General features: G+C 67.0%; 21 protein-coding genes and 1 tRNA gene. 19 read left to right on the top strand and 3 right to left on the bottom strand.

Going from position 1 to position 21,885, the window contains the following annotated elements:
* Window positions 1-104: 104 nt before the first annotated feature.
* Together ACTRWB_RS20480 and ACTRWB_RS20475 are read right to left on the bottom strand one after the other, a co-directional pair.
* The gene (locus ACTRWB_RS20480; protein WP_446903079.1) at window positions 105-2,930 is read right to left on the bottom strand and encodes a glycosyl hydrolase family 18 protein; all 2,826 of its coding nucleotides are present in this window, start codon (window positions 2,928-2,930) and stop codon (window positions 105-107) included.
* Between the two features lie 16 nt (window positions 2,931-2,946).
* Window positions 2,947-3,186 carry a hypothetical protein gene (locus ACTRWB_RS20475; RefSeq protein WP_446903078.1) on the bottom strand — a complete coding sequence of 80 codons (240 nt, stop codon included), beginning with the start codon at window positions 3,184-3,186 and terminating at the stop codon, window positions 2,947-2,949.
* A gap of 83 nt (window positions 3,187-3,269) precedes the next feature.
* Here ACTRWB_RS20475 and gbpA point away from each other — a divergent pair, with 83 nt between their 5' ends.
* From gbpA to ACTRWB_RS20380, 19 genes are all read left to right on the top strand, one after another.
* Window positions 3,270-4,730: an N-acetylglucosamine-binding protein GbpA gene (gbpA, locus tag ACTRWB_RS20470; protein WP_129514442.1), complete on the top strand. Its 1,461-nt coding sequence runs from the start codon at window positions 3,270-3,272 to the stop codon at window positions 4,728-4,730.
* Between the two features lie 271 nt (window positions 4,731-5,001).
* Complete coding sequence (gene gspG, locus ACTRWB_RS20465) at window positions 5,002-5,442, top strand: type II secretion system major pseudopilin GspG (protein ID WP_343491462.1); 441 nt, start codon at window positions 5,002-5,004, stop codon at window positions 5,440-5,442.
* Window positions 5,417-5,929 (top strand): lytic transglycosylase domain-containing protein, encoded by a 513-nt coding sequence (locus tag ACTRWB_RS20460; RefSeq protein ID WP_129514444.1) that lies wholly within the window; start codon window positions 5,417-5,419, stop codon window positions 5,927-5,929. The genes gspG and ACTRWB_RS20460 overlap by 26 nt, the downstream gene beginning before the upstream one ends.
* Window positions 5,930-5,931: 2 nt before the next feature.
* Entirely contained in the window at window positions 5,932-7,116 is a 1,185-nt protein-coding gene (locus ACTRWB_RS20455; RefSeq protein WP_446903077.1) for a type II secretion system F family protein, read from the top strand.
* 54 nt (window positions 7,117-7,170) lie between these two features.
* Complete coding sequence (locus ACTRWB_RS20450; protein WP_446903076.1) at window positions 7,171-8,805, top strand: GspE/PulE family protein; 1,635 nt, start codon at window positions 7,171-7,173, stop codon at window positions 8,803-8,805.
* On the top strand, window positions 8,786-9,553 hold the full coding sequence (locus ACTRWB_RS20445; protein WP_446903075.1) for a hypothetical protein: 768 nt from the start codon (window positions 8,786-8,788) through the stop codon (window positions 9,551-9,553). The genes ACTRWB_RS20450 and ACTRWB_RS20445 overlap by 20 nt, the downstream gene beginning before the upstream one ends.
* Window positions 9,550-10,080, top strand: a complete 531-nt coding sequence (locus tag ACTRWB_RS20440) for a hypothetical protein (protein ID WP_446903074.1) — start codon at window positions 9,550-9,552, stop codon at window positions 10,078-10,080. The genes ACTRWB_RS20445 and ACTRWB_RS20440 overlap by 4 nt, the downstream gene beginning before the upstream one ends.
* A complete protein-coding gene (locus ACTRWB_RS20435; protein WP_446903073.1) occupies window positions 10,077-10,631 on the top strand; it encodes a hypothetical protein in 555 nt (184 codons plus the stop codon). Before ACTRWB_RS20440 ends, ACTRWB_RS20435 begins: the two co-directional genes overlap by 4 nt.
* Window positions 10,628-11,110, top strand: a complete 483-nt coding sequence (locus ACTRWB_RS20430) for a hypothetical protein (RefSeq protein ID WP_446903072.1) — start codon at window positions 10,628-10,630, stop codon at window positions 11,108-11,110. The genes ACTRWB_RS20435 and ACTRWB_RS20430 overlap by 4 nt, the downstream gene beginning before the upstream one ends.
* Before the next feature lie 31 nt (window positions 11,111-11,141).
* Entirely contained in the window at window positions 11,142-13,550 is a 2,409-nt protein-coding gene (locus ACTRWB_RS20425; RefSeq protein WP_446903071.1) for a secretin N-terminal domain-containing protein, read from the top strand.
* Window positions 13,547-14,035, top strand: a complete 489-nt coding sequence (locus ACTRWB_RS20420) for a prepilin-type N-terminal cleavage/methylation domain-containing protein (RefSeq protein ID WP_446903070.1) — start codon at window positions 13,547-13,549, stop codon at window positions 14,033-14,035. Before ACTRWB_RS20425 ends, ACTRWB_RS20420 begins: the two co-directional genes overlap by 4 nt.
* Window positions 14,010-14,405 (top strand): type II secretion system protein, encoded by a 396-nt coding sequence (locus ACTRWB_RS20415; protein WP_129514452.1) that lies wholly within the window; start codon window positions 14,010-14,012, stop codon window positions 14,403-14,405. Before ACTRWB_RS20420 ends, ACTRWB_RS20415 begins: the two co-directional genes overlap by 26 nt.
* Complete coding sequence (locus ACTRWB_RS20410) at window positions 14,392-14,916, top strand: hypothetical protein (RefSeq protein ID WP_048243928.1); 525 nt, start codon at window positions 14,392-14,394, stop codon at window positions 14,914-14,916. Before ACTRWB_RS20415 ends, ACTRWB_RS20410 begins: the two co-directional genes overlap by 14 nt.
* A gap of 13 nt (window positions 14,917-14,929) precedes the next feature.
* A complete protein-coding gene (locus tag ACTRWB_RS20405) occupies window positions 14,930-15,613 on the top strand; it encodes a response regulator transcription factor (protein ID WP_129514453.1) in 684 nt (227 codons plus the stop codon).
* A 260-nt stretch (window positions 15,614-15,873) separates the two neighbouring features.
* On the top strand, window positions 15,874-16,395 hold the full coding sequence (locus ACTRWB_RS20400; RefSeq protein WP_048243925.1) for a fimbrial protein: 522 nt from the start codon (window positions 15,874-15,876) through the stop codon (window positions 16,393-16,395).
* Window positions 16,396-16,412: 17 nt separating this feature from the next.
* Window positions 16,413-17,141 (top strand): fimbrial biogenesis chaperone, encoded by a 729-nt coding sequence (locus ACTRWB_RS20395; protein ID WP_129514455.1) that lies wholly within the window; start codon window positions 16,413-16,415, stop codon window positions 17,139-17,141.
* A 121-nt stretch (window positions 17,142-17,262) separates the two neighbouring features.
* Window positions 17,263-19,824 (top strand): fimbria/pilus outer membrane usher protein, encoded by a 2,562-nt coding sequence (locus tag ACTRWB_RS20390; RefSeq protein ID WP_446903069.1) that lies wholly within the window; start codon window positions 17,263-17,265, stop codon window positions 19,822-19,824.
* 5 nt (window positions 19,825-19,829) lie between these two features.
* Window positions 19,830-20,789 carry a fimbrial protein gene (locus ACTRWB_RS20385; protein ID WP_446903068.1) on the top strand — a complete coding sequence of 320 codons (960 nt, stop codon included), beginning with the start codon at window positions 19,830-19,832 and terminating at the stop codon, window positions 20,787-20,789.
* 140 nt (window positions 20,790-20,929) lie between these two features.
* Entirely contained in the window at window positions 20,930-21,481 is a 552-nt protein-coding gene (locus ACTRWB_RS20380; RefSeq protein WP_446903067.1) for a cytochrome b, read from the top strand.
* 146 nt (window positions 21,482-21,627) lie between these two features.
* Here the strand turns inward: ACTRWB_RS20380 and ACTRWB_RS20375 are convergent.
* A tRNA-Leu gene (locus ACTRWB_RS20375) sits at window positions 21,628-21,714 on the bottom strand.
* Window positions 21,715-21,885: the final 171 nt, after the last annotated feature.

The following is a 21,885-nucleotide window of genomic DNA, read 5'->3' as shown; positions in this document are numbered from 1 at the left end:
GAGGGCGAGACCGGCATCAGCCGTTGGGCGCCACGAGACGCGGGTTTCACGTCGGCCGCGGCGCCGCGATGGCGCCGTCGGCCGGACCTGGCCTGTGCCGTTGCTTACTGTTTGTATTCCTCCCAGGCCTGATCCCACGCGGAGCCCTTGCCCGGCTCGTATGCCCACGCCGCCATCGAGCACCAGTTGGTGTACGGGAACGGCTTGCAGCGGTACAGCTTGCCGTGGTTGGAGACGATGTCGCCATCGTTGTACTTCGTCCCTTCCTTGTACTGCGGGTGATCGCCGCCGCCTTCGCCACCGCCTTCACCGCCACCGCCGTTGCCACCTTCGCCGCCGCCGTTGCCGCCTTCGTCATCACCGTAGAGCGTCCACGCATCGTTCCACGCGAAGCCCTTGCCCGGTTCGTACGCGCTCGGCGCGCCGGAGCACCAGCCGCTGTACGGGAACGGCTTGCACTGGTACAGCTTGCTGAGGTTCGACACGACGTCACCGGCGTTGTATTGCGTTCCGGCCTTGTACGCCGGGTACTGGCCGCCACCGCCGCCTTCACCGCCGCCCGTATCCTTCGCCTTCACGAGGACGGTGTGCCGGGCGGTACTCGACAGCTTGCCGTCGCTCACCGTGACCGAGAAAACGAACGACTGGTCCTTGGCGAGTTCGGGCGCGGTGAAGCTCAGCGTCGCACCGGCCGGCTTCGCATCGATGCCGCTCGGCACGCTCCACTTGTAGGTCAGCGTGTCGCCGTCCGGGTCCGTCGACTTCTCGGCCGACAGCGTCACGGCCTGACCGGCTTCCGCCGTTGCCGGGCCGCCGAGCTGCGCGACCGGCGGTCGATTTTCCTCGGGCGGCGGTTCGACCGTGGCATCGGCCTGCGCGGTCACGACGACTTGCGCCGTATCCTTCAGGCCCGCCGGATCGGTGACCGTCACGCGGAACGTGTACTTCGTGTCGTGCTTGACGGACGGAACGTCGACGCGTGCCTTCGCGCTCGTCGTATCGGCGAGCTTCAGCGGATCGCCGCCGACCTGTTCCCACTTGAAGCTCAGTTTGTCGCCGTCCGGATCGCGCGACTTCGACGCGTCGAGCGTGACCGTCTGCGGCCCGGTGACCGTCATGTCGGCGCCGGCGCTCGCGACCGGCGGATGGTTTTCGGCACCGCCGCCGCCTTCGTCGCCGTGGCCGAGGCCCTTGTGCATCGCGTTCAGGATGTCGCCGTCGTCCGCATCGATTTCCCACGAGAACAGGCCGCCCAGCTGATGCGCGCGCACATAGTCGCCCTTCGCGAGGACCGAACGTTCGTCGTCGAAGGTGAGGAGTTCGCCGGTGCTCTTGTTGAATACGTAGGGCGCTTCGGCCGTCTGGTCGTAGTGATACTCGTAGCCGTTGATGCCGGCGTTGTTCGGCCCGATCATCTCGGCCTTGAGCTTCTTGTAGTCGAGGATGCCCGGTTCCCACTGGCCCTTGTGCGGTCCCGTCGCGGTGCCGGTGAACGGGTTGCCGTCGGCATAACCGTGCACGCCGTTCCAGCCGCGCGCATAGGCCGCCGCGCCGACGACCAGCTTCTTCGGATCGACGCCCTGCGCGAGCAGCGCCCGGATCGAGTTGTCCGTCGTATACGCGGTGTCCGGTTTCCAGTCCGGCGCGTGCAGTGCGGTCTGATGACCCAGCTCCGTCAGACTGAACGCACCGTAGTAGTCGTACGTCATGTCGAAGATGTAGTCCATGTACTTCGTGGCTTCCTTGTAGTTCACCACGTCGATCTTGTCCTTGCCGGCGCCGATCGCCGACGTCAGCTCGTAGGTCCGGCCGGTTTCCCGCGACAGCTTGTCGAGCATCTGCCGCAGTTCCTTCATCAGCGTCACGTACAGCGGGCCGTCCTTCACCGGATCGCCGAGGGACGGGTTCACGCCCTTGCCGCCGGGGAATTCCCAGTCGATGTCGACACCGTCGAAGAACTTCCACGTGCGCAGCAGCTGCTCGGTCGAATCGACGAACACCTTGCGCTTGGCCGGATCGTGCATCTGGAAGAACGGGTCGGACAGCGTCCAGCCGCCGATCGACGGCAGGATCTTCAGGTCGGGATTGCGCTTCTTCGCGGCCATCATCTGGCCGAGCACGCCCTTGAGCTTGGAGTTCGCCGTCTGGCCCGGCAATGCCTTGGCCATCTCGCCATAGGTGTCGTGGATCGCGACGCTGTAGTCGGGCAGGCCCTTGCAACTCTGCAGCAGCGTGTTGAACGAACCCGGCAGGTCCTTCGCGAGCGATGCGTTCACGTCCGCGCCGCCGCAGATCGGAATGAAGCCGTACAGCATGTGCGTGAGGTTCTCGACCGGCACGTTGTCGACGTTGAACTTGCGGTCGTAGATCGACCAGGTCGCGAAGTACGTGCCGACCACCGAGCCGGACGTATTCGCATACGGCTTGTGGTTCTTGCTCGCGTTGTTCGGCAGGTCGTCCGCGAGCTCGGGAATCGTATCGAACACCACCACGTCGAGCGGCGCGCTGTCGGTCGCCGCGCCGTTGGCGTCGATGACGCGTACCTGCATCTTCTTCACACCGGGTGTCTTCACGTTCGCGACCACCTGGCCGCTTTGCGTGCCGCCGGGCGTCATCCGGACCTCGGAAGCGGGATCGACGACGCCGTCCACCACCGCGACTGCCTTCACGGCGGTGCCGTTGCTCCAGATGTCGAACGGCAGCGGCACGTCGACCTTCTTGTTCAGCTTGACGATGTCCTTGTACGGCGCGACACCGGCCTTCTGCATGTCGATCTCGACGAAGCCGTGCGGTTGCGACGTAATTTCGTACTGCTTCAGGCTCGGTGTGCCGGGCGCCGCGAACGCGGCGTTCGCGAAGCTCAGTGCGCTGGCTGCCGCGAGCGCTGCATAGGCGAAGTGCGCGCGATGCAGCGAGCGGCGTCGAACCAAGATGCCGGGAGTCCGTTTATTCGATTTCAATTTGATAGCCATCCATCCTTGTGTTGAAGAAGAGTGCCGGAAAAGCGAGGCCATTCTTTTTCATGAGCCGGACGACGGCAACGAATCTGAATGCAATCTCAATGCGAGCCGCGCTCAGGAAAGCGGGTGGCAGGCGCGGCGCGCGACGCATCGTTGAGAGATCGTTCAGGAAGATTCGCCGATGCACCGTGCCTGTCGATACTGCACTCCGCGTTTCGTCAGTCAAGCACGCGTCACGCACTGTCCGGCGATCGTTCGCGATTCGTCGATCGAAGCAACTTCCACTCAACTTTCAACCAACGGAATCAGATGAGAACTCGAACAGCGAAAAAGACGCTTTTCACCCTGTCGCCGCTCGTTGCCTGCGCATCGATGTTTTTCGCGCAAGCCGCATTCGCGCACGGCTACCTGTCGGAGCCGCCGTCGCGCAACCTGCTGTGCAGCTCGAAGTCGGGCAAGATCGAAAACTTCAACTGTGGTTCGGTGACCTATGAACCGCAAAGCGTCGAAGGCAAGCAGGGCTTCCCGGCAGCCGGCGCGCCGGATGGCGAGATCGCAAGCGGCGGCGTGACGCAGTTCAGCGAGCTTAACGAGCAGGCCGTCGATCGCTGGAAGATCAACGACATCAAGCCGGGCGCGCAGCAGTTCAAGTGGACCTTCACCGCGCCGCACGTGACGAAGGAATTCAAGTACTACCTGACGAAGCAGGGCTGGAACCCGAACGCGAAGCTCACGCGCGAGCAGTTCGACCTGACGCCGTTCTGCACGGTCGACGGCGGGATGAAGAAAGCCGACGAGATCGGCCCGCACAACTGCACGATTCCGTCGGACAAGAAGGGCCATCATGTGATGCTGACGACCTGGCACGTCGGCGACACGGCCGGCATGTTCTACAACGTGGCCGACCTCAACATTACCGGTGACGACGGCGGCACCGATCCGGGCAAGCCGAACTGGTCGAACGTCGGCAGCATCGCGCCGACGATGGACCTGAAGGTCGGCGACAAGGTCATGAATCGCGTGTTCAAGTCGGGCGGCGAAGTGCCGTCGATGAAGACCACGGTGACGATCGGCTCCGCGCAGCAGGGCGAGCGCAACATGTGGCCGATGCTGCTCGCGAAGGAAATCAACCGCACGCAGGCGGCGAACTTGATCGCCGGCGTCGAGCGCGACGGCCGTGTCGAGCCGGCACTCGGCAAGAACGACGTGTTCTCGAAGAACACCAGCGGCATCGTGCGCACCGAGACGACCATCGATCACCAGCCGGAAGGTGGCATCGACGAAGGCTTCAGCATTTCGAACAACGGCGAGTTCAAGATCCAGAACGGCAAGGCGACCGCGAAGTTCTTCCTGAAGTTCAACCACGCGAAGGACACGAACGTCACCGTCAAGGTGTACGACGCGTCGAACTCGCTGGTCGGCTCGAAGTCCGCGACGATGCGCATGCAGGGCGACGTGAACGTCGATATCGCGAACGCGAAGGCGGGCAATCACACCGCCGTGGCGACGTCGCAGATCGAAGGCGGCACGCTGAAGCAGGAAACCACCACGTTCAAGCTGACCGGCGAATCGGGCGGCGGCGAAGGCGCGCAGTGCCAGGCCGAATGGAAGCAGGGCACGGCCTACACGGGCGGCGCGAAGGTGCAGCACAACGGCCGCACGTACGAAGCGCGCTGGTGGACCCAGGACGAGGTTCCGGGCAATCCGGCATCGACCGGCGCCGACCACACCGGCAAGGTGTGGAAGGACCTGGGCGCCTGCAGCAAGTAACGACCTGACGAGGAGATGAAGCGAGCCGCGCGCAGCGATGCGCGCGGCTCTTTCATTTGCCACGGATGCGAACAGGCGGATTGAACTGGTCTTTGAGACTTCCTTGATGAAGATGGAGCCATGTTCCTGCCACCGGGAAAATGACTTCATCGATCGGCGCTTTCCATCAATCGAACTCGTATTCCCGAAAGCGCCTGGCTCACCCGCCGTCTGCAACACGACGGCCCCCGGCCGCGACGTCGCGCCGGGATTTCTACAGAGGGCAAACGACATGAAACCGAACAATGGGAGCCGGACGAAGCGACGCGGCCAGCAGGGCTTCACGCTGCTGGAGCTGCTGGTCGTGCTGCTGATCATCGCGCTGCTGGCCGGCTATGTCGGTCCGAAGCTGTTCTCGCAGGTCGACAAGGCCAAGGTCAAGTCGACGGAAGCGCAGATGAAGACGCTGGGCGACGCAGCCACGCAATACCGGCTCGACACGGGCCGTTATCCGACGGCCGACGAAGGGCTCGACGCACTGGTCGCGCAGCCGCAAGGCACCGACGGCTGGAACGGCCCGTATCTCGCGAAGGCCGTACCGAAGGACGGCTGGGGCCGTGCGTACCAATGGAACGTGCCGGGCCGCGATGGCGAGGCTGAGATCGTGTCGCTCGGGCGGGATGGTCGTGTCGGCGGGAGCGGCATCGATGCGGACCTCGTATACGGCATGTAAGGGCGTGCGTCGCTGGATCGCGGCGGTGGCGTTGTTCGCCACCTGCGCATCCGGCGCCGCGGCCAAGGATTGCTTCACGAAAGCGGGGGAGCGGCACGGCATCGATCCGCTGTTGCTCGCCGCGATCGCGACGGTGGAATCCGCGCTGAATCCGCGCGCGATGAACTGGAACAGCAACGGCACCTACGACATCGGGCTGATGCAGATCAACAGCTCGCATCTGCCGCGTCTCGTGAAGGTCGGCGTGACGCGCAAGCGGCTGATCGACGAGCCGTGCACGTCGATCGACACCGGCGCATCGATTCTCGCCGGATTCATCGAGCGGCACGGCTACACGTGGAACGCGGTCGGCGCATACAACGCCGGATCCTCGCCGAAGCGCGAACCCGCCCGCAAGGCGTATGCGACCAAGGTGTGGCGCGAGTACCACGAGCTGACGAGCGATCGCGACGCAAGCCTCGCGATGCTCGACGAATGGCGGAGGTAGCGATGGACGTATTTCGGGTAAGCGTGCTCGCCGGCGGCAAGGTCACGCAGCAGACGGTCGAGGCCGCGAGCGAGACGGAAGTGCGCGCGCGCATCGCGGAGCAAGGTGGGGTCGTGCTCGAGGTACGGCGCGATACCCGCATCGGACGCCGCCGGCGCGCATCGAAGTTCGCGCTGACGCTGTTCCTGCAGGAACTGTCGACGTTGCTCGACGCGGGCCTCGTGTTGATGGAGGCGCTCGAAGCGTTGCGTGACAAGGCGGATTCGGGCAAGGACGCGAAACACGTGATCGACCGGATTCTCGCGGTGATGGTCGAGGGGCAGCCGTTGTCGAAGGCGCTCGCGCAGCAGCCGGCCATTTTTCCGCCGCTGCTCGTCGCGACGATCGAATCGTCGGAGGGCAGCGGCCAGTTGCCGGTCGTCCTGAAGCGCTATCAGCAGTACGAAGTGCGGATCGAACAGGTTCGCAAGCGCGTCACCGGCGCGCTGATCTATCCGGCCGTCGTGATCGGCGTCGGCGTCGCGATTCTGCTGTTCATGGCGTTTTTCGTCATTCCACGCTTCGCGGTGGTGTTCGAATCGCTCGCGACGCTGCCGGCGACGGCCCAGGCCATGCTCTGGTGGGCAACCCTGCTGCGCGAGAACGGGATGGCGGTCGGGGTCGCAGTCGCGGCGTCGTTCGCCGGCGCGGTGCTGGCGATCCGCTCGGCGGCCGTCAAGCGTGCCGCGCAGCGCCTGACGTGGCGCGCGCCGAAAGTGCGCGACATCTGCGCGCTGTTCGCGCTCACGCGGTTCTACCGGACCGTCGGACTACTGATCGCGGGTGGTACGCCGGCGATCGTCGCGCTCGAGCTGTCCGGCAAGGTGCTGCCCGAGCATTTTCGCGCGCGCCTCGCGGCGGCGCTGACCGACATGCGCGCAGGGCGGCCGGTCGCGGCCGTGCTGGCCGCGCACGAACTGACCACGTCGGTCGCCGAGCGGCTGTTGCGGGTCGGCGAACAGAGCGGCGACCTCGGCGGGATGTGCGAGCACATCGCGCAGTTTCACGACGGCGCGCTCGATCGCGCGATCGAGATGCTCAGCAAGGTGTTCGAACCGGTGCTGATGCTTGCGGTGGGCGCGACAGTCGGCGCGGTGGTCCTGCTGCTCTACATGCCGATCTTCGAATTGGCCGGCAGCGTCGGATAGCGAACCCGGCCGGCAAGGCGTTCGCGATCCCGCTGTCCAACAGGAGAAAACTCAATGAAAACGGAACACATCGTTCAACGCTGGCAGTCGGAATGGGAAGCATCGGGCATCGGTTTCGCGCAGTACGTCGACGGCCTGCTCGGCGCGGATGCGACGCGGCTCGCGGAAGTGGCGGCCTGCCTCGGCGTCGGTGCGCTCGACGCGGATGCGCTGCGCGCGGCGCCGACGCGTTTCGACCTGCTGCCGCTGCACGACGCGCTGACCTGGCGCGTGCTGCCGGTCGAACTCGACGGCGCGCCGTGCATGGTCGTTGCCGATCCGTTCGCGCGCCACGTGCGCGACGAACTGCTCGCGCGCTTCGGCGCGCGGCCGGTCGAACTGGCCATGAGCGCGCCGGGCGAGGTCGAGCGGTTGCTCGGCGACATCGAGTCGAGCGAGCGGCCGATGGACGACGTGACGATCGATACGCAGGGTGACTCGCTCGCGCAGGCGATCGAGTCGATCTCGCTGGCGAGCATCGCGAAGGACGAAAGCCCGATCATCCGGCTCGTCAACACGACGCTCTACGACGCGCTGCAGAGCCGCGCCAGCGATATTCATCTCGAAGCAGTGCCGGACGGCCTGTCGATCCGCTACCGGATCGACGGTGTGCTGCAGTCGATCCGTCACATTCCGGGGCTCGAGGCGGCCGCGCAGACGCTGTCGCGTCTCAAGGTGCTGGCCACGCTCGACATTGCGGAAAAGCGCGTGCCGCAGGACGGCCGTTTCAAGGTCGTGATGCAGGGCCGCGAGATCGATTTCCGCGTGTCGATCATTCCCGGCACCTACGGCGAGAACGCGGTAATGCGCGTGCTCGACAAGTCGCAGCGCGGTGACAGCGTGAGCCTCGACGTGCTCGGCTTCGACGCGCAGACGGCGCGGCGGGTGCGTGCACTCGCGCATCGGCCGTACGGGCTGATGCTCGTGACGGGGCCGACCGGCAGCGGCAAGTCGACGACGCTGTACGCGGTGCTGTCCGAAGTCAACACCGGCGACGACAAGATCATCACGATCGAGGACCCGGTCGAATACGAGCTGAAGGGCGTGCTGCAGATTCCGGTCAACGAGCGCAAGGGGCTCACGTTCGCGCGCGGGCTGCGCTCGATCCTGCGACACGATCCGGACACGGTGATGGTCGGCGAGATTCGCGACGAGGAAACCGCGTCGATCGCCGTGCAATCGGCGCTCACCGGCCACCGCGTGCTGTCGACCGTGCACGCGAACGACGGCTTCAGCGTGATCGACCGCTTCATCTACATGGGTGTCGAGCCGTCGACGTTTCTCGAAGCGCTGAACGGCGTCGTGTCGCAGCGGCTGGTGCGGCGGATCTGCGCGCATTGCGGCGGAGCGGCAACGGATGGCGCCGACCTGCGCGACGTGGCGCTTGACGACCTGAAGCATGCGGTCACGCCCGGCCCGGGCTGCGACACGTGCCGCGGCACCGGTTATCACGGCCGGATCGGGCTCGCGGAAGTGCTGACGCTCGACGCGGCGATGAAGGCCGCGTTGCTCGAGCGCTCGATCGAGAAGCGTGCGCAGGCGCTCGCGGATCACGCCGACTATCAGTCGATGCGCGACGCGGGGTTCGCGGCGATTCGCGCGCGGCTGACGACGTTCCAGGAGGTGCAGCGTGCGATCGCCGTGGAATGACGTCGTCGCGGTGCTCGACGCCGACACGCTGCGCGTGTGGACGGGCCACGGCTGGCGCGCGCGGCGCACGGGCCCGCCGCACGCCGCCGTCGCACACGAGGGCCGGCCCGCCGAGGCGCTGGCGCAGGTGCTCGGCGGGCTGCGCAAGTCGCGCTTGCCACTGCAGAACCGCGTGCATGTCGTCGCCGGGCATCCGTGGACGCATGGCGTCGTGCTGCCCTGGCAGGACGGGCTGGTGTCGGACGCCGCGTGGGATGGTTATGCGCGCGCGCTGTTCGCGGCTCGCGCACAGCGCGGTGCGCTGCGGATCCGCATCGAAGCCGGGCGGCGCGGCCGCGCGCGCCTGGCGGTGGCGGCCTGCGATACGTTGCTCGCCTCGCTCGCGGAAGTGAGCCGCGCGGCCGGCTGGCGGCTCGTCAGCCTGCGCGATGCGCTGTCGGCTTCGCTCGACCTGCATGCGGGTCGCCTGGGCGGCGACGACTATCGCTACGCGCTGCTGCAGCCGCGCGTCGTCACGTGCGTGTTTCGCCGTGCGGGCGAGTGGGCCGACGTGGTCACGCTGCCGCGCGCGGGCGGCCGGCGTCTCGACGACTGGTTTGCCGCCGCGGCGCTGATGGCCGGGCAGCCACTTGCCGGCGCGGCCTTCGCGAGTGCGCTCGATGGCGCGCTGCCGGCCGCGGACGGCGTCACGCTGCTCGACGGCGGCATGGATGACGTGCCCGTGCGCGAGCCGGGAGAACCGGCATGACACGTCCGAGCGAACTGGATTTCGCGGCGCCGCGCGCGCGCATTACGCGGTGGGCGGCCGTCGTACTGTGCGGCGCATTGCTGACCGGTGCGTTCGCCGCGAGCGAGTGGTCGCGCGTCGATCAGTTGCAAGACGAGGTCGACGCAATCGAAAGCCGCATCGACCAGCGCAAGCGTGCGATCGAACGCGAGCAGCGCCGGCAGAAGAGCATGACGCCGGAGCAGCGCCGCATCGAACGCGTGCTCGCCGAGCAAAAGACGAGTGCAAAGGGCTCGGGGCTGTCGGTGGTCGACTGGATCGAGCACGCGTGGACACCGCAGATCGCGCTGAAGTCGCTGACGGTCGACAAGGCCGGCCGCGAGGCACGCATCGAAGGCGGCGCGGCGGAACTGTCGCACATCTACATCTTCGTCGACCGCCTGAACGACCGTCACCCGGATCGCAAGATCGGCCTCTTGCAGCACCGCACGAAAGCGGAGGACGGCAAGAACATCTTTCATTTCAGCCTGAGTATCGAACACCCATGACGAACCTGAAAGCAATCGACACCGCGGCGCTCGCCGCGCGGCTGCGCTGGGCCGCTTACGCGGCGGCCCGCAAGCTCGGCGTGCCGGGGCTGCTGGCGGGCGGACTGGTCGTGGCGCTGGTCGGCGCGCACGCGTTCTACCTGCAGCCGGACGGCGAGCATCTCGAGGCCGAGCGCGACGCGCGCACGACGGCGCTGGCTGCGCTGCCGAAGCCGGGGCAAAAAGCCGGCGATGGCGGCCTGACGCTTCAGCAGGTGCAGCAGTTGCGCAGCAGCGAGCAGGCGTACTCGATTTTCCAGATCCTGGCGCAGCGCGGCATGGACCGCAAGCACGCGACTTATCGCCGCGAAGTCGAGGTGAAGGGCAAGCTGCGCCGGCTCACGATCAGCATCGCGATGAGCGGCAGCTACGTCGGGCTGCGCGAAGCGATGCGCGAGATCGCGGACCAGCCGATGGTGCGTGTCGAGGGCGTGTCGATCGAACGCGACCGGATCGACAGTGCCAACGTAAGCGCCGACCTGCGGGTCAGCCTGCTGGGGCCTGACACATGATGCGCGCGCCCCTGATTCCGTTCGCGGCCGCGCTCGCGCTGTCCGCCGTCTGCGTCGCGGGCGGCAGTGTCGCGCAGGAGGGCGCCGGCCAGGCGCCGATCGTCGATGTCTTTCCGGCGCAGAGCTGGGCGTCGCTCGGCGCGGAGCCGGCGCGTGACGAGCCGCCGCCTGTCGCGGCGCCCGAACCCGTACCGCCGGCGCTCGACGATCCGATCGACGCGCCGCCGCAGCCGGCTGCGACTCCGCCGTTCGAGATTGCCGGCGAATGGCGCGAGCACGACCAGCGCATCGTCGTGCTGGAAGGCGCGGGCAGGACGTTCCTGCTGTGCGAATCGCGCTGCGGCGTGCGCGACGCCGTGCTGCCGGGCGGCGAGATCGCCGACGGCTACCGGCTGAAGAAACTGGGCGAACAGGGCACGGTGATCGTGGCCCGGGACAGCACCGAAGTCGAGCTGTCGCCGCCCGTCCCGATGCGATGACCCCCAAATTCAACATGTGCCGAAACCCATCATGAAACGACAAGTCAGTCTTTTGCTCCTGATCTCGGCGCTTGCGCTGACAGGATGCGCAAGCACCCCGTTCAACGCCGCGCCCGACGCCGCCGCGACGCCCGCCGAACGACTCGGCACGCTGCAGCAGCAGAAGGAGGCCGCCCCGGACGACATCGCGCTGACGACCGCCGTCGAATTCAGCCGGCAGGACTACGTGCGTGCGGAGCTGAAGGAGGCCGATCGCGAGGTCGCACAGGGTAACCATGCGGCGGCGATCGATCACCTCGGCAACGTGCTGGCCGAGGATCCGGGCAACCTGAAGGCCAGCCAGGCGCTCGAGCAGGTCAAGCGCCACCGGCCGATGGCGGTCGACCTCGCGCGTGCGCAGCGCATTGGCGGCGAGAAGCCGCAGGAAGCGCTCGAGATCGCCCGGCGCATCCTCGCCGAGCAGCCGAACCACGCGGACGCGAAACGCCTGCGCGACACGCTGCTGCGCCAGTCGCAGGCCGGCCGCGCGGCGCGCCCGCAACTGTCCGACGCGCTGCGCAAGCCGGTGTCGCTCAACTTCAAACAGCAGCCGCTCGCCAACATCTTCGACGTGATCTCGCGCGTGTCCGGCGTGAACTTCGTGTTCGACCGCGACGTGGATACCAGCCAGGCTGCGACGCTGTTCGCCGAGCGCACGACCGCCGAGGCCGCGATCAACCTGCTGCTGCGTACCAACCAGCTCGAAAAGAAGGTGCTTGACCCGCACACGCTGCTCGTCTACCCGTCGCAGCCCGAAAAAGCACGCAACTATACGGAGTTCGCGATCCGCACGTTCTTCCTGTCGCACGCGGACGCGAAATCGGTGATGGCCGCGCTGCGGCAGATGATCAAGCCGAAGGACGTCTACGTGGACGAGCGCGTGAACGCGGTCGTCATGCGCGACACGCCGGAGACGATCCAGGTCGCGGAGCGCGTCGTGATGGGCCTCGACATACCGCAGTCCGAAGTGACGCTCGACGTGCAGGTGCTCGAGGTCAACATGAACGACAGTCTCGATCTGGGTGTCCAGTATCCGGGCAAGATTCAATTCAGCGCGCTTGGTGCCGCGGAAAGCGGCGCGCTTACACTCGGCGATCTGTTGCGCCTGAATCGCGACCGCGTCGGCGTATCGAGTGAAGCGGGCGGGCTCGCGCTCGCGATCGACCTGCTGCAGAAACAAGGCAAGACCAGAACGCTCGCGAATCCGAAGATCCGCGTGCGCAACATGGAGAAGGCCAACATCAAGATCGGCGAGCGCGTGCCGATCGTCACGACCACCAATGCGAACGGCGTCGTCACGGAATCGGTCAGCTACCAGGACGTGGGCCTGATGCTGAAGGTCGAGCCGCGCATCAGCCTGAACGAGGAGGTGAGCGTCAAGGTGAACATGGAAGTCAGCAGCATCCTGTCGAAGGAAACCACGAAGACCGGACTCGTCGCGTATGCGCTCGGCACGCGCAATGCGGAGACGCTGATGACCGCGAAGAACGGGGAAACGCAGATCCTTGCGGGCCTCGTCAAGCGCAATGAAACCGACAGCATTGCCGGGCTGCCGGGCGCATCGGGCCTGCCGGTGATTGGCCGGCTGTTCGGGTCGAACGGCCGCAGCAACGAGCGCACGGAGATCGTGCTGCTGATCACGCCGCACATCGAACGCAATCTCGACCTGCCGACGTCGGCGGTGACGACCTTCCTGTCGGGCACCGAGTCGCGCGTGACCACCGAAGCGCTGACGCTCGAATCCGCGCAGGCCGCGCCGGCGCGGCTGTCGTCGTCGGTCGGCCCGGATCTGGATGCGCCGCTCGAGCCGGCGAAGTCCGCGGTCGACCGCGCGGCCACGGTGTCCGATACGGCCGAGGCCGTCGAGGCGGAGCCGGAGGCGTCCGTGGAGGCGGACGAGCACGACGCGAAGCGCCCGGCTGCCGAGCCCGGCGCGCGCGGCGCGGGGATGATGCGTACGGTGGCGAATGCGGGGCGGCCGCCGGTTGCGGCGATCAAGGTCGCGCAGGCGGTGCCGGCCGGCACCGGGCCGGCACCGCCGCGCGGGAAGGCGACGCCGGCGGTCGCGTCCTCGCCGAAGGCTGCCGGCCTGCGTTCGACCATCGCTGCCGCGCGCAACGAACTGGATCGCGCGGGTGAAGCCGGCGCGCCGCCGCAGTCTGAGCAACCGGCCGCGATCGCGCGTGCCGCGGCACCGGTGCCGGCGGCCGGGGCGACGCCGGCACGTGCGCCGGCCGCAGCTCTGCCGGCACGCGGCGAGAATCGCATCACGGCCGCGGTGCGCTCGCTGATCGGCACATTGCAGGCGTTCGTCGATCGCTTCGCGGGCGGGCGCGAGGCGGCACGGCCGTTGTATGCCGATGCGCCGGTACTGCCGTCGCGCGCGCGGAGCTTCGCATGAGCGTCCGTCGGCGCGTCCGTGCGCGCGGCTTCACGCTGATCGAGCTGATGGTCGCGCTGTCGCTGCTCGCGTTGCTCGCGACCGTCGCACTGCCATTGACCGATCTGGTCAAGCGTCGCGCGGACGAGGCCGAACTGCGCCGTGCGCTGGTGGTGATCCGCTCGGCGCTCGACGCGTACAAGGACGCGGCGGTCGACGGGCGGATCGAGCGCAGCGTCGACGCGAGCGGTTATCCGCCCGCCCTGCGCGCACTCGTCGACGGCGTCGAGGACAAGCAGTCGCCGGACGGCGCGCGGCTGTACTTCCTGCGCAGGCTTCCCGCCGATCCGATGTGCGAATGCGACGGCAGGGCGCCCGAGGACACGTGGGAGACGCGCAGCTACGCGAGCGACCCCGACGCGTTTTCGTCGGGCGACGACGTGTTCGACATCCGCTCGACCAATCGCAAGGAGGGCCTCAATGGCGTCCCGTACCACCAGTGGTAGACGTGCGCGCCGCGCCGCCGGCTTCACGCTGATCGAACTGCTCGTCGTGATGGCGATCATCGCGGCGCTGACCGCGTTCGTCGCGCCCGGCTACCTGAAGCAGAGCGACCGCGCGAAGGAGACGGTGCTGCGTCACAATCTGAACACGCTGCGCCAGTCGATCGACGACTACCGGGCCGATCACGGCCGCGATCCCGACACGCTCGATGCACTGGTCGAGCGGCGCTACCTGCGCGAGCTGCCGCTCGATCCACTCACCGGCAAGCGCGGCTCGTGGCAGCCGCAGGCCGGCGAGACGGGCGGCATCGCGGACGTGAAGAGCGGCGCGAAAGGGCGCGCGCTCGACGGGAGCGACTATGCGTCCTGGTAACCGGCCGCGCGGCTGCAGGCGACGCAGGCAGCGCGGCATCGCGTATCTCGGCGTGCTGATGCTCGTCGCGGCGCTGGGGCTCGGCATGACGCAGGCCGCGCGGGTCTGGGCGACGGTGCAGCAACGCGAGCGCGAGGCGCAACTGCTGTTCGTCGGCGACCAGTATCGCGCGGCGATCGCCGGCTACTACAATGCTTCGGGAGGCAGCCGCTACCCGGCGTCGCTCGACGCGCTGCTCGAGGATCGCCGCGGCCTGCCGACGCTGCGTCACCTGCGGCGCCTGTACGCCGATCCGCTGACCGGATCGACGCAGTGGGGGCTCGTGAAAGCGCCGGACGGCGGCATCATGGGCGTGTTCAGCGAGGCGCCAGGGCAGCCGCTGAAGCGCCAGGGTTTCCCCGCGCGCTACGACGCGTTCGGCGACAGCGATGCGTATGGCGAATGGGCTTTTGTTTACTTGCCGCCCGCCCCGGCCGACGCAGCGGCGCCTGCGGACGGTGCGGCACACTGAGATCGGAACGAACATGATCGTCGCAATACTCGAAGACATCGTGACCCAGGCGGGCGTCGTGGCCGGCTGGCTCAACAAGGCGGGCTACGACACGGAAGTGCGGCACGACGGCGACAGCTTCGTCGAGCTGGTGCGCTCGCAGCGCGTCGACGTGCTGCTGCTCGACTGGGACGTGCCCGGCAAGTCGGGGATCGACGTGATGCGCTGGGCGCGCGAATCGTTCGCCGACGCACTGCCGATCATCATGATGACGCAGCACGACGGCGAGAACGACATCGTGTTCGGCCTGAACAGCGGCGCCGACGACTATCTGATCAAGCCGCTGCGGGAGCGCGAGCTGATTGCGCGCGTGAATGCGCAGGTGCGCAAATACTATCCGCAGACGCAGCGCGCGAAGATCGTCGAGGTCGGCAAGTTCGCGCTCGACGTGAGCGCGCATGCGGCGACCGTCGACGGCGTGCCGGTCGAACTGTCGCAGCGCGAGTTCGATCTCGCGCTGATGCTGTTCGAGAGCGTGGGGCAGATCGTGTCGAAAGACATGATGATCAAGCGCATCTGGGGCGGCGTCGACCGGAAGTACGACGCGACGCTGGCCACCTATGTCAGCAAGTTGCGGTCGAGCCTCGGGCTGCGGCCGAAGAACGGGCTCGCGATCACGACGGTCTACAACTACGGGTATCGGCTGGAGCGGACCTGAGCCGGGCCGGCGGGTAGGGCCGCCGGCGTCGATATTCCGCGAGCCGGTCATTCGGCTCTTCCCGCTCATCGATTGCCGCCGCCGGTTCGAGCGGCGTGTTCGGCTTGCCTGCGCGCGATCGCGATCGCGCATTGAGGATTCTTCCAGATTTGTTTGGCCGCCACGGCGCGGCCGGAATAATGCCTGCGAACTCGACGGGTTCGCTGTTCCGCTGTCACGGACTGGCAACGGACATCCTCACCTTTCTTCTCAGGCATTCGATGAAACAGTACCAAAAGCATCTCGTGTTTGCCGCGCTGATGGCGGCATTCGGTTCGACGTCCGCGCTGGCCGCGGACGGCACGATCAACTTCCACGGCAAGATCGTCGCGACGACCTGCCAGATCGACAACAGCAATATCCAGGTGCCGCTCGGTGCGATCGGTGTCGACCAGCTTGCCGCGGCGGGCCAGGAGAGCCGTCGCGTGCCGTTCCAGATCGCGCTGAGCGCGTGCGACGACCAGTTGAACGGCGTGCGTGCGCAGTTCGAAGGCATGGCGCACGGCGACGATCCGACGCTGCTCGCGATCGGCAGCGGCGGCACGGACGACGCGAAAGGCGTCGGCATCCAGTTGATGCACGACGACGGCGAGCCGATCGGCATCAACAGCGAGACCGACACGCTCCAGCTGACGCCGGGCAGCAACGTGCTGAACTTCGCCGCGAACTACGTCTCGACTTCCGACCAGACCGAGGCGGGCGAGGCGAACGGCACGGCGTCGTTCACGCTGCACTACCGTTGAGCGCAGGGGATCGACCGATGACGACTCGATTCGTGCACCGTATGCTCGCGTGCGTGTTCGGCCTGTGCGTGACCCACGGCGCGCTCGCGGGCATCGTGGTGGGCGCGACGCGCGTGATCCTGCACGAGGACAGGCGCGAGGCCGTCGTGCCCGTGAAGAACACGGACGGCCAGCCGTATGTCGTGCAGGCATGGATCGATGGCGGGCAGGGGGAAGGCAGCGCGAAGGCGCCGTTCTTCGTCACGCCGCCGCTGTCGCGGCTCGACCCCGGCAAGGAAAACCTGTTGCGCGTGATGCGCGTCAAGCATGCGCTGCCGGCCGACCGCGAATCGATGCTGTGGCTGAACGTGAAGGAAATCCCGGCTGCGCCGAAGCAGGAGAATGTGCTGCAGATCGCGATCCAGACGCGCCTCAAGGCGTTCTACCGGCCGCAGGGGTTGACCGGCTCGGCCGCCGACGCGCCTGCGGCGCTGACGTGGCGCATCGTGCCGTCGGGCGACGGCGCGCTGCTGTCGGTGCACAATCCGACGCCTTATCACGTCACGTTCGCGAAGATCGGCGTGGACGCCGGTGCCTCCGAGGACGTCGATCTCGAAATGGCGCCGCCGCTGCAAACGACAACCTACCCGCTGCGCACGATCCGGGCGATGGCGACGCAGCCGGGTGCGCTGACGTTCAGCACGATCAACGACTACGGCGCCGTGACGCCACCCGTCACGGTGACGATGCCGGCCGACGACGCCTGATGCGACGTGGCGTGCGAAGCGTGCCGACGGCCGCTTAGCACGCCGCGGTTTCCGACCCATTCGATTACCCCGACTTCATACACGTGGCCCGCGCTCGTCCGGCGCGGCCGCGCCTTCGTTCATGACACGACGCCTTCACCTGCTGCGCCGATGCGTGCTCGCGCTCGCCTCGACCGCCGCGCTCGGCTTGCCGATCGCGGGCGGTGGGTCCGCGCACGCGCAGACGGCATTCAATCCCGCATTCCTCGCGTTCGGCAACACGCAGGCGGATGTGGATCTCGACGCATTCTCCGAAGCGAACGTGCTGCTGCCCGGCGTGCATCCGGTCGAGGTGACGGTGAATGGTGAATCGTACGGTCCGCATGACGTCCGTTTCGAGCGCGATGCCCGCGACGAGTCGGTACGGCCCTGCGTGAGCACCGCGCAACTGGATGCGTTCGGCGTGAACGTGGCGGCGTTTCAGCTGCTTGCCGAAGCTGGCGCAAACGACCGCGCAGCGATGTGCGTCGACCCGCGCAACGCGATGCCGGACGCGACCGTCGCGGTGGACCCGGATCGCCAGACGCTGTCGCTGACGGTGCCGCAGGCGAAAATGAAGCGCGTGCCGCGCGGCTCGGTTGATCCGTCGCGATGGGACGAAGGCATCGACGCGATGCGTTTCGATTACCGCGTCAACGCCGCGCAGCGTCGTTACGGCGATTTGCCGTCCGGCCAGGCGACCGAAGCTTACGGCAGCGTGCGCGCGGGGCTGAACCTCGGCGCATGGCGGCTGCGCGGCAGCGCGATGGTGAACCGCAACGCGTCGGGGTTGCAGACGCAGTTGACGAATACCTATCTGGAGCGAGACATTCCCGCGTGGCGCAGCCGCGTGACGCTCGGCGACAGCTTCACGTCCGATATCGTGTTCGACAGCGTGGCGTTCCAGGGCGTGCAACTCGCGTCCGACGACACGATGCAGCCGGACAGCCAGCGCGGTTATGCGCCCGTCGTGCGCGGCATCGCGCAAAGTCATGCGAAGGTCGAGATCCGCCAGAACGGCTATCTCATCTACAGCAATTACGTGCCGCCGGGCCCGTTCGAGATCGACGACCTGTACGCGGTCGCATCGAACGCGGATCTCGACGTGACGATCGTCGAGGCGGACGGACAAGCGCGCAGCTTCATCCAGTCGTCGGCGAGCATTCCGACGCTGCTGCGCCAGAACGCGTGGTCGTATCGCGCGGCCGCAGGGCGCCTGCGCGCCGATTCCGACCGGCCGCAATGGTTTACGTCGGCGAGTGCCGCCTACGGCTTGCCGGGCGAGATCACGGTCTACGGCGGCGCGACGTTCGCGAGCGGGTATGCCGCACTGGCGGCCGGCGTGGCGCGCAACATGCCGCGGGTCGGCGCGGTTTCAGTCGATCTTGTGCATGCGCGCCACCGTGACCACAAGGGGCGGGCGGGGGCCGGCAGCGCGGCGCGCGTGATGTTCGCGAAGGCGTTCGCGTCGACCGGCACGGAACTGCGCGCCGCGCACCATTATTATTCGGCCGGCTATCGCAGCCTGTCCGACATTGCGGTGCGTTACGCGGCGTCGGTCGACAACTGGGCATATCGCGCCGGCAAGCGCAGCCGCGGCGATCTGAGCGTATCGCAGAACCTCGGGCGGGCGGGTTCGCTGTACGTCAGCGCGAGCCGGCGTACGTACCGCGACGGCGCGGGGCAGGACCGGCTGGTGCAGCTCGGCTACGCGGGCAGCGTTTCGCGCGTGTCGTACAACGTGAACCTGAGCAACGAATCGCGCGCGCGTGGTGCGAGCAGCCGGCAGGTGTCGCTGAACCTCTCGATTCCGATGGGCGGCGCGCGTGCGGCGGCGCGGGCGTACGGCAGTGCGACGCTGATCGCCGGTACGGCCGGCACCGAGCAGCGCGTGGGCGTGTTCGGCACGCTGCTGGCCGACGATCGCCTGAGTTACGGCGTCGACGCCGATCGTTCGGCGAACGGCGTGGGCGGTGCGGTGAACCTGAACTATCGCGCGTCGGCCGGCCAGTTCGCGGCCACTCACAACCAGGCGCGCAGCGGTTCGCAGACGTCGGTCAGCGCGGCGGGCGGCGTGCTCGTGCATGGCGGCGGCGTCACGCTGTCGCAGCCGCTCGGCGAAACCGTCGCGCTCGTGCGCAGCGAGGGTGCGGCCAACGTGGGTGTGATCGCGCACGCCGGTGTACGCACCGACCGTGCGGGTTATGCGGTCGTGCCGCATGTCGTGCCGTACCGACAGAATCGCGTCGCACTGCGCACGGCTGAACTCGATCGCCAGCTCGAGATTCGCAACGCGATCGTGCACGTCGTGCCGACACGCGGGGCGGTCGTGCTGGCGCCGTTCGAAGTCGAGGCGGGGCGCCTGATGCTCGACGTGGCCGACGACACCGGCAAGCCGGTGCCGTTCGGCGCCGCCGTGCTGACAACGGACGGCAAGGAAGTCGGCATGGTCGGCCCGAACGGCCAGGGTTTCGTCACCGGCGTCGAGCGCGCCGGCGATCTGCTCGTGCGCTGGGGCGCGCGTCCGGACGAGCGTTGCGGGCTGTCGTACGACATGGGCGCATCGATCGCGCCTCGCCATTTCCCCGAACTCGACGTCGTCTGCTCGCGCACGCATCCCGCGCTCCGGGCCGACGCTTCTTCCTCGCCATCATCCCGATCATGAAACCCGTGACTTCCCGATTTGCCACGCGCCTGTGTCGCTGGGCCGCGCTTGCCGCGCTGACGTTCGGCGCGGCGCCTGCATTCGCCACCTGCCTGAGCGCGCCCGAGGATTTCAATCCGATCGAATTCGGCCCGATGGCCGCCGACCTCGTCGAGGTCGGCGGTGTCGTCGAGTCGACCCGGTTCACGCTGACCGTCACCTGCTCGCTGAACGGCCAGAACGATGCCGAGCCGCGCAATCTGCGGTATTCGAGCGAGTTTGGCGCGCTGCCGGGCATGAACCTGTGGGCAACCAACCTGCCAGGACTTGCGCTGCGCGTGACGCGCGATGGCGAAAATCTCGGCGGCAACACCGACGGCCTGCTCGGCGTGCACCCGGGCGACGGCAGCGCGCGCGAGTACGTGATCGACATGGAACTCGTCAAGACCGGGCCAGTGACGCCCGGCTTCCTGCAGGGCCAGGCGCTGAGCATCGACGCGTCGGCTGCGATCGGCGATCCCGACCACAACGTCGTGCGCAAGCACGTCACGAGCAGCTACGTGCGCGGCGTCGCATGCACGGTCAATACCGACTCGAAGCATCTCGTCGTTCCGCTCGGGGCCGTGCCCGCGACCGCGTTCGACGGTCCGGGCGCGGCCCGTGCGTCGCGCGAATTCGCGATCGACCTGACGTGCAGCCCGTACGGCGATCCGCGGCCGACGCCGCTGTCGATCCAGTTGCTCGGCGAGACCGTGCCGGGCACCACGGACATATTGAAGCTGCAAGGCGACGACGCGGCACAAGGTGTCGGGATTCGCGTGCTGAAGGACGATGTGCCCGTGATGCTGAACGCGTGGCACAGCCTCGGCGACGCGAAGGTCGGGGCGACCAGGTTGCCGTTCATCGCGCAGTACTACCAGTACGGCGAACGCGTAACGGCGGGCTCCGGCGACAGCGTGATGACATTCCTGATCGAGATGCGCTGATGGCGGCCGGCAGGGCGGAGCGTTGTCGCGCCGGATATTTTGAAATCCTTGAGATTGATTATCGGCAGCGGATTCGACCTCGATAATTTCATCCACTTATCCATGGCAACCATGAACCGACAATCGATAAAGGATGAATCATGCAGGTGGCTTACCCGATACAAACGCAGCGAACGCTATCTGCCAACGGCCGATACGATCGCTTCTCTCGCGCGCTGCACTGGATCTTCGCGGTCGTGATCCTGTACACGATGGCGGCCGGCTTCGCGCTGCACTTCATCACCGATCCGGGGCTCTGGCGCTTCGTGTCGACGCTCAACATGTCGCTCGCGAGCTGCCTGATCGTATTGTTTCCGCTGCGGTACGTATGGTCGTTCTTCCGCCGGACGCCTCCCGACGTCGAGTCGGTCCCGCAGGGTCAGCGCGCGATCGCGCATCTGGTGCACTCGTTGATTTACGTGCTCGTCGCGTTCGTCCTGTTCAGCGGGTTCGTGATGGTGCCGGACGGTTACTGGCTGTTCGGGATCGTTTACGTGAAGACGCCGTTCAGCGCGGGGCCGGTGACCGAACACTGGTTCGTACTCCACCGGATCGGCTGCTATACGCTGGCCTTGCTGGTGGCGGCACATGCGGGCGCGGCGCTCAAGCATCATTTCGTGTCGAAGAACGACGTGCTGAAGCGGATGCTGTGATGCAGCTTCCGTCGTACCGGAAGCGATGCGTTTTCGGAGAATAGGGGGCAGATGTCAGCCCGGGCGTGCAAGGCGCCCGGGTATTTTGCTTTCCGGGGCTTGAAAAAGAAAAAGGCCGGCTAGAAGCCGACCTTTTTAAAAACAGATGGTGCCCAGGAGAGGACTCGAACCTCCACGATGTTGCCACCGCTAGGACCTGAACCTAGTGCGTCTACCAATTCCGCCACCTGGGCACGTTTTGCAGTAGCTGCTTGCTGCAAAGAAGCGAAATTATAGCGCCCCAATTATTCGTGTCAACACTTTTTTGCGACGCATCGCAAACCGGCCGCCGTCGCGCCTGCCCGCGGCATTCCCCGTTATTTGGTGACACAGGCGGATGATAGAATGGTCCGCCGCCGTCAATA

It is taken from the genome of Burkholderia sp. YIM B11467, from assembly GCF_052952715.1.
This window is presented reverse-complemented; position numbering and strand designations above follow the sequence as displayed.

What these genes read in the sequence shown, in the direction of transcription:
- gbpA (WP_129514442.1), top strand. Translation starts at nt 3,270, where the DNA reads ATGAGAACTCGAACAGCGAAAAAGACGCTTTTCACCCTGTCGCCGCTC.
- gspG (WP_343491462.1), top strand. Translation starts at nt 5,002, where the DNA reads ATGAAACCGAACAATGGGAGCCGGACGAAGCGACGCGGCCAGCAGGGC.
- ACTRWB_RS20460 (WP_129514444.1), top strand. Translation starts at nt 5,417, where the DNA reads ATGCGGACCTCGTATACGGCATGTAAGGGCGTGCGTCGCTGGATCGCG.
- ACTRWB_RS20455 (WP_446903077.1), top strand. Translation starts at nt 5,932, where the DNA reads ATGGACGTATTTCGGGTAAGCGTGCTCGCCGGCGGCAAGGTCACGCAG.
- ACTRWB_RS20450 (WP_446903076.1), top strand. Translation starts at nt 7,171, where the DNA reads ATGAAAACGGAACACATCGTTCAACGCTGGCAGTCGGAATGGGAAGCA.
- ACTRWB_RS20440 (WP_446903074.1), top strand. Translation starts at nt 9,550, where the DNA reads ATGACACGTCCGAGCGAACTGGATTTCGCGGCGCCGCGCGCGCGCATT.
- ACTRWB_RS20435 (WP_446903073.1), top strand. Translation starts at nt 10,077, where the DNA reads ATGACGAACCTGAAAGCAATCGACACCGCGGCGCTCGCCGCGCGGCTG.
- ACTRWB_RS20430 (WP_446903072.1), top strand. Translation starts at nt 10,628, where the DNA reads ATGATGCGCGCGCCCCTGATTCCGTTCGCGGCCGCGCTCGCGCTGTCC.
- ACTRWB_RS20425 (WP_446903071.1), top strand. Translation starts at nt 11,142, where the DNA reads ATGAAACGACAAGTCAGTCTTTTGCTCCTGATCTCGGCGCTTGCGCTG.
- ACTRWB_RS20420 (WP_446903070.1), top strand. Translation starts at nt 13,547, where the DNA reads ATGAGCGTCCGTCGGCGCGTCCGTGCGCGCGGCTTCACGCTGATCGAG.
- ACTRWB_RS20415 (WP_129514452.1), top strand. Translation starts at nt 14,010, where the DNA reads ATGGCGTCCCGTACCACCAGTGGTAGACGTGCGCGCCGCGCCGCCGGC.
- ACTRWB_RS20410 (WP_048243928.1), top strand. Translation starts at nt 14,392, where the DNA reads ATGCGTCCTGGTAACCGGCCGCGCGGCTGCAGGCGACGCAGGCAGCGC.
- ACTRWB_RS20405 (WP_129514453.1), top strand. Translation starts at nt 14,930, where the DNA reads ATGATCGTCGCAATACTCGAAGACATCGTGACCCAGGCGGGCGTCGTG.
- ACTRWB_RS20400 (WP_048243925.1), top strand. Translation starts at nt 15,874, where the DNA reads ATGAAACAGTACCAAAAGCATCTCGTGTTTGCCGCGCTGATGGCGGCA.
- ACTRWB_RS20395 (WP_129514455.1), top strand. Translation starts at nt 16,413, where the DNA reads ATGACGACTCGATTCGTGCACCGTATGCTCGCGTGCGTGTTCGGCCTG.
- ACTRWB_RS20390 (WP_446903069.1), top strand. Translation starts at nt 17,263, where the DNA reads ATGACACGACGCCTTCACCTGCTGCGCCGATGCGTGCTCGCGCTCGCC.
- ACTRWB_RS20380 (WP_446903067.1), top strand. Translation starts at nt 20,930, where the DNA reads ATGCAGGTGGCTTACCCGATACAAACGCAGCGAACGCTATCTGCCAAC.